Here is an 11,547-nt window from a genome sequence, read left to right as displayed (position 1 = left end):
TGTGTCTGTTCCAGCTGGCGTTCCGGGTTCTGGTCGAAGCTGCTGACCCGGACGTAGCCGATGCGGTGCCCCTGCACGATGTCTCCTTGGTTGAAGGCGGCTTAAGTGCTCCTTCTGTTCCGTTGTGCCTCAAACCCCGTTTCTGTCAGGCTGAAATCTATGACCTTCGCAGGCATGTGTCAAAAATGCGAAAGATGACTCTATTCTGACTAAGCGGCGCGGCTGTCACTTTCAGAAGGCGACAGCACGAAATATCAAAAGTCGACCGCACGGTCTTTTCTGACGTTGGAGTCGCCTCAGAAAACGGAAAATAAAGCACGCTAAGGCGTAGTTCCCTCGGGCTACACCGCGTCCGCACTGCGCGGTTCTTTCTTCCCTTGCAGTGACGCAATCAGCGGGCAGGAAACGTTCCCCTTCCGCGCATGGCAGGCGCACACCAAATCAGACAGCACGGCCTCCATGCGCGCCAGGTCAGCCATTTTCTCGCGCACGTCCTTGAGCTTGTGCTCGGCCAGACTGCTGGCTTCCTCGCAATGGGTGCCATCCTCCAGCCGCAGCAGCTCGGCGATCTCATCCAGGCTGAAGCCCAGCCGCTGGGCTGATTTCACGAACCGCACGCGCGCCACATCGGCGTCACCGTAACGGCGGATGCCGCCATAGGGCTTCTCCGGCTCAGGCAGCAAGCCCTTGCGTTGGTAGAACCGGATGGTTTCCACATTGACCCCGGCCGCCTTGGCGAATACGCCGATAGTCAGATTCTCCAAATTGTTTTCCATATCGTTTGACTCCGTACATGACTACGGAAATAAGCTTAAGCCATTTGGAATACGTTTGCCATTGCTCTTTTCTAAGTCGAGGAACCATGAATATGAATATATCGACCGAATCGCGACTGGAACTCAAAGCGGCGGTGACGCGTGCGCAGCAGAAGCTGGCGGACGAGTTTCCGTTGCAGGCACGGATCGAAGACGCGCATCCCACGCTGCAGTCGACCTATGCCAGGATTCTCGGTCATTGGATACGCGAAGCAGCACCGCCCGCAGCGGGGATTGGGTCGCAGGCGGTGCTCGACGCGCTGTGCGCGATGGATGCCATCGTCATCGGCGAGCAAGGCATCGGCTGCTATCCCTTCAGCGCTCGCCAGACTGAAATCCACGTTCATTTCGCCGGCAAGAGTGTCCATGCCATGTGCGCGATCGATGCGCTCGCGATTCCACGCATGGTGCGGCACGCCGCGCGCATCATAGCTCGGTGCGTGGTTTGCCGCTGCCACCTCGCCTGCTCGCTGGCGGCGAACGGCAGTGTCGAGAAGGAACATCAGAATCCGGAGGCCGCACGCGTCGTCTGGGAATCCGGTGCGGGAGAAGGACAAGCATGCTGCAACAGCTTATGCGCCAATATCAATTTTGGGTAAGCGGATTAAATGGTTGATCTTACCTTTGCATGAGAGTGAGACAGACCGGCATCTCATCGGATTATCTGGTTGATGCTTCACCTACTGCTGGTGCATGTTTCCTTCGCTAATTCCAGCAAGAACCCCACACGCCTCAACTTCCCGGTCATCGTTGCAACTCGCTCTCAGTGAAACGAGTTGTTTCTCAAGCGCTTGCAGAGCGGTTATCTGCGACCGCACATGAGAGATGTGATCATCGAGCAAGGCGTTGACGGCGGTACAAGGCTGATGAGGGTCGTCCTGATAGCGCTTTAGTTCGTGAATTTCTGCCAGTGACAGATCCAGGATGCGGCAGCGACGAATAAAGGCCAGCCGCTCAACGTGTTTCTCGGTATAGACACGGTAACCGTTGTCCTGCCGATCAGGCGGCGGCAACAAGCCCTGCTGTTCATAGAAGCGGATCGTCTGTGTTTCGACCCCTACCAACTGCGCCAACTGACCAATGCGCATCAGCCTCCTCCCCAACGGATTCTTTACTCTATTGACCTTATAGTAGCTTTATAGTTTTAAATGGTACCACAACATTGTTCAAGTGGAGTCGTATCATGAGCAAATCCTGTGGTGGCGCCTGTGGCGGTGATGCAACGTCCGCAGCGGATACCGATATACAGGCCTCCTCCGAGGCGCCAGGGAGATGGGTCAGTGTTTATGCCGTGCCGAAGATGGACTGTCCATCAGAAGAACGAATGATTCGCCTAGCCCTGAACGGCTTTGAGGAGATTCGGGCGCTGTCCTTCGACTTGTCGAACCGCCGGCTGAAGGTCGTGCATGACGGCGAGGTCGAGCCCGTCACCTCGAAACTGAAGACCTTGGGGCTAGGCGCCTCGCTTCAGGAAACCGTCGCTGCAAATCCGGAGACCATCAAGGCCGCCGAGTTTTCGGCAGCTTCTGCTAAGCAAGAATCCGGGACCCTGCGCTGGTTGCTCGGCATCAATGCACTTCTGTTCGTGGTGGAAATGACTGCCGGTCTGATCGCCCGGTCCACCGGCCTGATTGGAGAATCCCTGGACAATTTTGCCGATGCGGCGGTGTACGGGCTTGCCCTTTATGCGGTTGGACATAGCGTGAAAATGCAGGTACGTGCCGCGCATCTTGCTGGTGTACTGCAACTGATCTTGGCTGTGGGCGTGCTCGTAGAGGTGGTGAGACGCTTTGTATTCGGTAGTGAGCCTGAATCGCTGGTGATGATGGCTATCGCATTCGTCGCATTGATTGCCAATACCAGTTGTCTGCTGCTCATATCCAAACATCGGGAAGGCGGGGCGCACATGAAGGCAAGCTGGATATTCTCGGCCAACGACGTGGTGATCAACCTGGGGGTCATCACCGCCGGCGCCCTGGTCGCGTGGACCGGTTCCAATTATCCGGATCTGATTATCGGCACCATCGCGGGGGGCATTGTACTTAACGGTGCCAGACGCATTTTGGCGTTGAAGGGTTAAATAATGCTCATTATTGGCAAAAAGCTCTCGCCGTATGCCCTATTGTCCATATCGGGCCTGCTGGCAGCGTCTGATCAGGCTGTAAAGTGGCTGGTGCAGCAATCAATGGCCTATGGCGAGTATGTTTCGGTGACCCCGTTCTTTAACTGGGTGCACCTATGGAACACCGGTGCCGCATTCAGTCTTTTTGCGAATGGTGGAGGCTGGCAGCGCTACTTTTTTATCGGAATCGCGGTAGTGGTCTCGATTTTTCTGATCAAGCTGATCCTTGAAAATCGTCATAAAGGAGAAGCCATCGCTTACAGTCTTATCCTCGGTGGCGCCATGGGCAACCTGATTGACCGGGTCTTTCGCGGCTATGTTGTGGATTCCTTTGATTTCTATTGGCGAGACTGGCATTGGCCGGCCTTCAACCTGGCTGATATTGCAATTGTCCTCGGTGCCTTACTTTTCGTTTCCAGCAGCTTGTTGGGTAAAAAAGCAAACACCAATGCCGAGTCGGATGGATCTGACTGACACCTACGCCTATACAACACCATGACCGAACTTCCCGACAACATCCTTCACCTGCCGCAATACCAAGTACTGGGCTGCAAATCAACCGACGACGAAATGCACTTCCAGGTGGACGTGCCCGATCCCATCGCCTGCGAGGAATGCGGCGTGCAGGGTGAGTTCGTACGGTTCGGCAAGCGTGACGTTCCCTATCGTGATCTGCCCATCCACGGCAAGCGGGTCACTCTCTGGGTGGTCCGCCGCCGATACACCTGCCGGGCCTGCAAGACAACATTCAGGCCCCAGCTACCGGAGATGGTGGACGGATTCCGTATGACACTGCGGCTGCATGAGTACGTGGAGAAGGAATCCTTCAACCACCCCTACACCTTTGTGGCGGCACAGACCGGCCTGGACGAGAAGACGGTGCGCGACATCTTCAACGCCCGCGCCGAGTTCCTGGGGCGCTGGCACCGCTTCGAGACGCCCCGCATCCTGGGCATTGACGAGCTATACCTGAACAAGCGCTACCGCTGCATTCTGACCAACATTGAGGAGCGAACCCTGCTCGACCTGCTGGCCACCCGCCGCCAGGACGTGGTGACCAACTACCTGATGAAGCTGAAAGACCGGCAGAAGGTCGAGATCGTCAGCATGGACATGTGGAACCCCTACCGGGCAGCGGTCAAGGCTGTGCTGCCCCAGGCCCGTATCGTGGTCGATAAGTTCCATGTGGTGCGCATGGCCAACGATGCCCTAGAGAGAGTGCGCAAGGGCCTCAGAAAGGAGCTGAAACCGTCCCAGAGCCGGACTCTCAAGGGAGACCGGAAAATCCTGCTGAAACGCGCTCACGAAGTCTCAGACCGGGAGCGCCTCATCATGGAGACCTGGACAGGCGCGTTCCCGCAACTGCTGGCCGCCTACGAGCACAAGGAGCGCTTCTACGGCATCTGGGACGCCACCACACGGCTCCAGGCAGAAGCCGCCCTGGACGAGTGGATAGCCACCATCCCGAAGGGCCAAAAGGAAGTCTGGAGCGATCTGGTCAGGGCAGTGGGAAACTGGCGCGAAGAGACCATGACCTACTTCGAGACGGACATGCCCGTCACCAACGCTTACACGGAGTCCATCAACCGACTGGCCAAGGACAAGAACCGTGAAGGGCGCGGTTACTCCTTCGAGGTGATGCGGGCACGAATGCTCTACACCACGAAGCACAAGAAGAAGGCACCGACTGCGAAGGTCTCTCCTTTCTACAAGAAAACCATCGGTTACGGACTGCCGGACTTCGCAGAGGAACTCAACTACGGAGTCGATCTATCAACCATCTGAGGGTGGTATCAGATTGATGGGGTGAAGGTGCCCCATCAACCATTAAATCCGTATACCCGGACTTTCTTGAGCTCGTACTTGGCAACCTCATGATCCCGGTACAGGTCGAAATAGGCCTCATCCACAAGTCCCATCAGGATCTTAAAGTGGTTGATTGCCTGGTCACGTTTTTCCTTCTCGTCGAAACGGTAGAAAATCGCGTGCTTGTTGGCCACCAGGTTCTGATGCTGGAGCATAAAAGAAGAAAAGCTGCGTACTGACGGGGTGGCAGACTTGTTACGGCCGGCGGCTTTCAGGTAGGGGTCTTCGTCGACATTCTCCAGGGTGATCGCAAAGTACCGTCCGAGGCTTTTCTTGAAGTCTGCCAGTGGCATGTAGTGCTTGGGATCGAAGAACGCTTTGGGTTGCTCTATGAGCTCAAGCAGCCGGTCAGGGTCTGAGCCTTGCACTTCAAGCAAAAAGCAGCGATCGGATTTTTTCTTACGGGCGGCCACGACGAAATAGCTTGGGAATTGCAGAGCGATGAAGAATGTCTCGGCACGTTGGGTGATCGTCCCCACTGGAATGGTGTCCTCCGTGCTACCGAGGCAGTAGTCGAAGATTTCCAGGATCGCGCTTTTGCCAGTGGACGATTTGCCCGTGATGACGTTGAGTCCAGGCTCCAGTCGCACCTTGTGAATTTTGTTTTGAGTGTCGACTACGCCGATGTACCGCAGAAAGCATTTCATAGAGACTTGAATCCTAACGTCCTGTAGATGGAAACCACGTCCGCTTCTGCGCAGACCATGGACAGCCGGCGGGCGGCTTCGAGCTGTTTGGGGTTGGCATTGCCAGCCTTAACGTCCTTGATAGATTTCACCGTCAGATCGTCGGTGAGCTCGATGCTCTGTTCTGCCTGAAGCACAAGCAGAGCGGCATTTGTCAGCGATTTGAATTGCTGAGTGTTGTAGGTGAGCCCGACCAGCCGTTTCTGTTCTTTGCATAGCGTGCGTAGGTTGCTGGTCTTCCTCACGGTTAGCAGGTACTCCTGCATGGCCGGGTACAGCACCATGGGCAGAACCAGATAGCTCAACAGCAAGTCGCGTTCCCGAGACTTGGAATGGGCAAAGAAATTGTGGATGACCGGCGCCAGTGCGATCGGAGAGCGCTGGAGCGTGAAAAGATGCTCGATAGGTTTTACGCTCATTTCCAGAGCCTCCAGTAAAACTCCTTCGCTGGGTTGGCATGCGCTGCGTCTGCGAGCATGTGATAGATCCCGTTGCGAAACTCAACGGGCGTGTCTTCGAAGTTGCGAAATCTCACAACGTCCAAACGACACCGGGAATGATAAAACTTCAAGGATGCTTGCTGAAGCTTGGTGCGGTGCGAGCTTTGGTCGCAGTCGCTCATGAGTTCAGATCTGTGGGCGCTGTGGGTGCGCATGTGATTCTTGCTGTAACCGTCCACGTCTTCCTGGGAGAGGGTGCAGTCCTTTATGAGTTCGACAATGTATTCTTGGGCATGCAGCAGATCGGCAGTCGCTTCAAGAATTACATCCTCTTCCCCTCCGATCTCATCCAGCTTTTGAGCATAGAGACGCTCACGTACATCAAGTTTCGCCGCTTCTCGCTCTATCAAGTCAGTGTTGACTCGGGGAAACCGCACCGAGCCGATCATGTAGCGAGCAGTCAGCTCAGTGAATTTTCTGTTGAACTCCGCCGTGGTGAATCGCCAGCCATCAGTAACTTTGACTGCACTCGTCATGAACCCGAAGAGGTCATTCAGGAAGTCGTCCGTGCGATGCTCATGTATGCTTTTCAGATAGGCTTTTTTGTACCTGGCAATCAAGCCGGCCAAGTCTGGCTGTTCGGTAATGATCTTGACTTTGGGAAGCGCATCGATCAACGACCGGCGCATCTCTTTTGCCATCACCTTGCGCTGCAGTGTCAACGCTTTTGAGGGGCCGGACGTCTTTCCTCCGGCTTCACCATGTTCGGTGCCTTCACGGGTAGTTTCTTTGCCTGATTTCGCTTTTTCGAAGCGAGTCTCAGCGTCCTTCAGGATGTCTTCCAATGCAGCGAGGCGCTGATCACCGCTCCACTGAGGCCAACCTTTGATGGCCGTTCGCTCCCCGTAAGCCTGGGTGGTCAGCAGAATAAGGTTGGCATACTGCGAATGGTCGAATTCTGGCTTTAGCCAGTTATTGAGGGTATTCCAGAAGTTCTCGTGGCTGTCGGTCAGGCTATCGCTGTATTCCTTTACTTCGATCTGATCTCGGCCTTCGATGGTGACGTCGCCGAATACCTCGATCCAGAGAACATCGTCCTTATCCAGCGTGTGACAGTAGTCAATCGCTACGTGGATTTGGTACTTCAGGGCTTCGTAGAGCTTCGTCGCGTCAAAATCTAGCTTCGCGTTCACAGCTACTCCAATCTTGGATAAACAAGATCGACCAGTGCAGAGCTAATTTCGCCATCCTGGCCGGTAAAATTCGCAATACTGTATCCATATACAGCCAAATTGCAGCTCGGGATAATTTTACCAACGCGGGGTAGCTAAACGCTATCCTATCCACGGATGCCAGCGCATATTTGACTTTACGCTTGCTCTCAAAGCGGGGTAGCACGGGTTACGATAGCCCCAAGTTAAAGGCCTCCGGGCGCCGCTCACAGCGATTAAGCAACTGCTCGATCTCTCTTGGTCGGCAACACGTAGCTTGGACTTGCCCTGCCAAACTGCAGACCAACTCCCCGGACTCTGGGGGCTGCACACCGGTGTGGTTACCCGCTGCAAGCCGAACCGGCAGGCGAACAGGCGCGTCTGCTGGCGATAAAGGCCGAGCCGTCATCGCTTACGAGTGCGCCGGCGTGCTTGTTCGTTGATCACCAAAACGCCTCTCTGGACCTCCCAACATCAAGCCTCGGATGTCGTCACCGCTGTACCCGGCCGGGCTGGCAACCCAACCGATGGCCTCACGGTCACAGCAGCCCAGGGCAAACGCTACACTCAACCCCCGACCTTTAGGGGAGAACCATATCCTGTATTTCATAGGGCTCGTTCAGCCACAATCTGCCCCACTCACCACGCTTTCATCGTTGCACATCAAGCCTTATCCATCTGGGAGCGCTTGAATCTTAATCAACCGTCACACCAGGCTGATCCTCCTCCGAACCATCAGTGTCGATCCCGGCAAGGATCTCGGACAGATTGTGAAAATGCCCCTTGTCCTTTTTGGTTTCCGAGGTGTCGGTGTCGCTGCCGGTTTGCGCCAGGGCGTCACTGAGGGTCTGGTGTTGTACCAGCCATTGCGGCGCGGTTTTTTCTTCCGGGCTCATGTTCTCCAGAAACGCCAGTGCCGCCTTGGCACGCCCGACCGGGTCGTTGGCATAGGGGTCGGTGAAGTTCTTCTGCTGGTCGGCGGGGCCACTGTAATAACCGGTGGCCAGGCGCTCCTGTTGGCGCATCAACCCTTTGGCGGCGGCCTGTTCTTCGGCGCTGAACTGGCCGCCCTGATTGGTGGCCACGGCATACAGCGAGCGACGATCGAGATCGCCCATCAACGAATTGCGATCGGTGTCACTGCCGTCGTACGGTTTGCCGCCGCTCTTCATCAACGCGTACTTGCTGTCCATGCGTGTACGCGCATCCGAGGCGACATCCGGGAAAGACAGCCCTTTGGAACTCGAAACCGCGCCCGGCTGCGATACACCCAGTACCAGAGCGTCGGCGGTCATGCCCGAGCGCGCTGGAAAGTATGGCGTGTAGTTGGCGATGGAATGGCTGTAGCCCACTGACTTGCTGGAGAGGCTCACCCAGCCGGTGCTGTCATCCGCCTGATTGCTCTGATTGGCTTGAGTGGCCGCAGTGCTGGCGTTATCGGTACTGGAAGAGGTCTTGCGCAGGGAGGCATTGGCGTAAGCCGACATGGCGGTGTCTGAAGCGTTATTGACGATCATCCTGGCTTCCTTGGCGAATGGGCGCCAAACCGGGCGCCTCGAAATTGGATGCACGACGGACCGCGACACCCAAATGCGTCGGGACCTGTGCAGAGGTTGGTTGCACGAAATAAATTATTTAATGGTCATACAAGCCAAATACTGTTTCGGCCATTTATTGACTTACTTGAGGGTAACTAGCTCCGGGGTCCTTCATCAAGGCAAATAACGCTTAGTGAAGCACTGTTGTGAATTGGTCTCCTTGATAACTTTTCAATTGGACTATCTGATCAGAACAATAACTTTAATACAGGTCCAGAACTCACAAGCGGCTGTTGGCAACTTCACTCTCCAATGGGCGAGCTACACTGAGCATCTTCGGGTCCCGTGACCTTTCCAGCCATTACAGAGGTGTGCCATGAACGAGGCCAACGCAACAGCCAGCGGCCAGCCCTTTATGGAAGTCCCTGCAACCACCCTCGCCGCCCGGGTGCATCAATTCGGTGGCCCTGAGTGCATCTGTGTGGAAACGGTTCCAACCCCTGCTCCGGGCCCTGGCCAGGTGCTGGTTCAAGTAGAGGCTGCGGGGGTTGGGCCGTGGGATGGCTGGATCCGGTCAGGCAACAGCGCCCTGCCCCAGCCTTTACCTTTGACGCTGGGCTCGGACCTTGCGGGCGTCGTGGTCGCGGTCGGGCCTGAGGTGGCAACCCTGAAAGTCGGCGATGCGGTCTTTGGCGTGACCAACTCCAACTTCACCGGCGCCTATGCGCACTATGCACTTGCCCAGGCGAGCATGATCGCGATCAAACCCGATGCCCTGACGGCGGTGCAGGCAGCCTCTGTCCCTGTTATTGCCGTGACGGCCTGGCAGGCGTTATTTGACAAGGGTCACCTGAAGTCGGGCCAGACCGTGCTGATCCATGGCGGGGCCGGGGGTGTCGGGGCGTACGCCATTCAGTTCGCCAAAAATGCCGGCGCCCAGGTCATCACGACCGCGTCGGCAAAGGATCAGGACTATGTCCGGGGGCTGGGCGCCGACCGGGTCATCGACTACAAGAACGAACCGTTCGAGAACACCGTCAAGGATATCGACCTGGTGGTGGATCTCGTGGGAGGCGACACCCAGGACAAATCATTCAGCGTGCTCAAGCCCGGCGGCTTTCTCGTGTCGGCCGTTTCCAACCCCGATCAGGACGCAGCGGCCCGGCATGGCGTAACGGCCTTTTTCTTTCTGGTGGACGTGACTAGCGCTGCGCTCACCGAGATTGCAGCGCTCGTGAATGCCGGGAAGCTGACAACCCGCGTGGGACCGGTGTTCGACCTTGATGAGGTCGGGCAGATACACGAGATACTCGACGGCAAGCAGCCACGGCCAGAGGGCAAGATGATCATAAAGATGCGCTGACCCGGTTCCGGGTCGGTGCCCGCCTTGCGCAGGCACCGACCCGCCTGCCTCTATTCGAAATACTGGGCGCCGATGTCGGCCCTTTTGCCGTTGCGGGCCAGGGGCGCAGCCGGGATCGTGACCTGTGACAGCCATTGCACGGCCGCACGGGCCGCCCCTCTCGTCAGGCCGGGTAAGGCCCTGAGCCATGCCGTCAGGGTCCAGGGGCGACGGCCATTGATCCGTTCGAAATCCAGCAGAAAGTTGCGCATGACGGCTCGATCCTGGCCGGCAACTTCAAAAAGCAGCATGTCCCGTGCCCGACGCTTCTTGTCGGAATCCCTGAGCCAGCTCAAGTAGGGCGTGGCGCCCGGTGATGTCAGCGCCAGCCGGTCCTCGCGATGAACCGTCATCGCCTGCTCCAGCGCCGCATCAGCCTGCGGGTCCGCATCGTGCAGCCGGGCTATCAGCGACAGGGCAACGTGCTCGGCATCGGTGACACCACCGGACAGGCTCAAGCCCCCCATCGGGTTGGCAACATGGGCCGCATCGCCCGCAAGAATCACCCGCCCTCGCTGAAACGCTCCGGCGCAGCGCTGCTGTACACGGTAGGGCTGGATGCGTTCGATGCGAAACTGATCCGGTGTCGGTGTGCCCGGCAGCATGCGCACCAGGCGTTCGGTTGCGCGCCGTGAGATCTGAGCGTCGGACAAACCACGACTTTCCTCGTAGCACACGCGCCACAGGCCGCTTCGGTCGAGCTGGATCACCGCGGCGGCATCGACTGCATCCTGTACGAAGTTGATCCTGGAATAACCATTGAGGGCGAAGTCGTAGAACAGGTTTACCGCGACCATCTGCTCGGGCCAGGTGACACCATCGAAACTTACGCCCAGCTGTTGGCGTACCGTACTTTGCGCACCGTCGGCGCCCACCACCCAACGCGCCCGAAGCTCGCTGTCGCCTCCCGGAGTGCAGTGGGTCAGCGTGACCCAGGACCCTTCGTGCTCCAGCCCCTTGAGCCGGTGATTCCAGCGGATCTCGACATTGGGCAGCCTGCGCAGGTGCTCGACAATCACCGCACACACATGATGTTGCGCGAGCAGGAGCATGTACGGATGTTCGCTGTCCTCACTCAGCACATTCCATTGCATCGTGGCGATCAGGCTGGCGTCAGCATGGCGGTAGGCCAGGTCGTCCGAGCGTACGGCGGCCTTGCTGATGTCGGCGAGCAATCCGGCCCTTTCCAGCACCGCAACACTGGCGGGGGTGTAGGCAACCGCCCAGGATGCGGACGAAACATCCGCCGCCGATTCAAGCACGACCACCCGGGCGCCGGCCTTGCCCAGTATCAACGCGGTCAGCAGGCCAACGGCCCCGCCTCCAACTACCACCACCCCCTCTATACTTTCCATATTGTTTTTATCCATCAGCAAGCGGCACACAGGTATCTGACGCACAAGCACCAGACGCATCGACAAAGGCTAACCAGCGGCATTTGACGAGGCAACACGGCAGGGTTTGCGG

12 protein-coding genes and 1 pseudogene are annotated in these 11,547 nt (G+C 57.2%); 5 read left to right on the top strand and 8 right to left on the bottom strand.

The window, feature by feature from the left end; all coding sequences use genetic code 11:
• Both ACI2KG_RS15970 and ACI2KG_RS15965 read right to left on the bottom strand, forming a co-directional pair.
• Nucleotides 1-77 (bottom strand): annotated as a pseudogene (locus tag ACI2KG_RS15970) (recombinase family protein); the annotation flags it as partial.
• A gap of 264 nt (nt 78-341) precedes the next feature.
• Nucleotides 342-776, bottom strand: coding sequence for a mercury resistance transcriptional regulator MerR (locus ACI2KG_RS15965; RefSeq protein ID WP_011005943.1), 435 nt, complete (start codon nt 774-776; stop codon nt 342-344).
• Between the two features lie 92 nt (nt 777-868).
• Here ACI2KG_RS15965 and merB point away from each other — a divergent pair, with 92 nt between their 5' ends.
• Nucleotides 869-1,414, top strand: a complete 546-nt coding sequence (gene merB, locus ACI2KG_RS15960) for an organomercurial lyase (protein WP_011005942.1) — start codon at nt 869-871, stop codon at nt 1,412-1,414.
• Nucleotides 1,415-1,495: 81 nt separating this feature from the next.
• On the opposite strand, the gene cadR is transcribed toward merB, so the two are convergent.
• Nucleotides 1,496-1,903, bottom strand: a complete 408-nt coding sequence (gene cadR / locus ACI2KG_RS15955) for a Cd(II)/Pb(II)-responsive transcriptional regulator (RefSeq protein WP_010794431.1) — start codon at nt 1,901-1,903, stop codon at nt 1,496-1,498.
• 95 nt (nt 1,904-1,998) lie between these two features.
• Here cadR and ACI2KG_RS15950 point away from each other — a divergent pair, with 95 nt between their 5' ends.
• The 3 genes from ACI2KG_RS15950 to ACI2KG_RS15940 are packed head-to-tail and all read left to right on the top strand — an operon-like array spanning nt 1,999 to nt 4,722.
• Nucleotides 1,999-2,895: a cation transporter gene (locus ACI2KG_RS15950; protein WP_004364974.1), complete on the top strand. Its 897-nt coding sequence runs from the start codon at nt 1,999-2,001 to the stop codon at nt 2,893-2,895.
• A gap of 3 nt (nt 2,896-2,898) precedes the next feature.
• Entirely contained in the window at nt 2,899-3,411 is a 513-nt protein-coding gene (lspA, locus tag ACI2KG_RS15945; RefSeq protein WP_003821921.1) for a signal peptidase II, read from the top strand.
• Between the two features lie 21 nt (nt 3,412-3,432).
• Nucleotides 3,433-4,722 carry an ISL3-like element ISPpu12 family transposase gene (locus ACI2KG_RS15940; protein WP_004574636.1) on the top strand — a complete coding sequence of 430 codons (1,290 nt, stop codon included), beginning with the start codon at nt 3,433-3,435 and terminating at the stop codon, nt 4,720-4,722.
• A gap of 35 nt (nt 4,723-4,757) precedes the next feature.
• On the opposite strand, the gene ACI2KG_RS15935 is transcribed toward ACI2KG_RS15940, so the two are convergent.
• The 4 genes from ACI2KG_RS15935 to ACI2KG_RS15920 form a co-directional block, all read right to left on the bottom strand.
• Nucleotides 4,758-5,450 carry a hypothetical protein gene (locus ACI2KG_RS15935; RefSeq protein WP_404662510.1) on the bottom strand — a complete coding sequence of 231 codons (693 nt, stop codon included), beginning with the start codon at nt 5,448-5,450 and terminating at the stop codon, nt 4,758-4,760.
• Nucleotides 5,447-5,908, bottom strand: coding sequence for a three component ABC system middle component (locus tag ACI2KG_RS15930; protein ID WP_400778507.1), 462 nt, complete (start codon nt 5,906-5,908; stop codon nt 5,447-5,449). The genes ACI2KG_RS15935 and ACI2KG_RS15930 overlap by 4 nt, the downstream gene beginning before the upstream one ends.
• Nucleotides 5,905-7,122 carry a hypothetical protein gene (locus ACI2KG_RS15925; protein WP_404662509.1) on the bottom strand — a complete coding sequence of 406 codons (1,218 nt, stop codon included), beginning with the start codon at nt 7,120-7,122 and terminating at the stop codon, nt 5,905-5,907. Before ACI2KG_RS15925 ends, ACI2KG_RS15930 begins: the two co-directional genes overlap by 4 nt.
• Nucleotides 7,123-7,835: 713 nt before the next feature.
• Complete coding sequence (locus ACI2KG_RS15920) at nt 7,836-8,657, bottom strand: hypothetical protein (protein ID WP_400778512.1); 822 nt, start codon at nt 8,655-8,657, stop codon at nt 7,836-7,838.
• Between the two features lie 397 nt (nt 8,658-9,054).
• Between ACI2KG_RS15920 and ACI2KG_RS15915 the strand changes: the two genes are divergently transcribed.
• Entirely contained in the window at nt 9,055-10,041 is a 987-nt protein-coding gene (locus ACI2KG_RS15915) for an NADP-dependent oxidoreductase (protein ID WP_404662508.1), read from the top strand.
• A 50-nt stretch (nt 10,042-10,091) separates the two neighbouring features.
• Here ACI2KG_RS15915 and ACI2KG_RS15910 read toward each other — a convergent pair whose 3' ends face one another.
• Nucleotides 10,092-11,495: an FAD-dependent oxidoreductase gene (locus ACI2KG_RS15910; protein ID WP_404662511.1), complete on the bottom strand. Its 1,404-nt coding sequence runs from the start codon at nt 11,493-11,495 to the stop codon at nt 10,092-10,094.
• Nucleotides 11,496-11,547: the final 52 nt, after the last annotated feature.

This window comes from Pseudomonas sp. NPDC089407, assembly GCF_044900445.1.
Classification (GTDB): domain Bacteria; phylum Pseudomonadota; class Gammaproteobacteria; order Pseudomonadales; family Pseudomonadaceae; genus Aquipseudomonas.
Note: the sequence above shows the minus strand (reverse complement) of the source record. Positions and strands in the feature narration are given on the sequence as shown.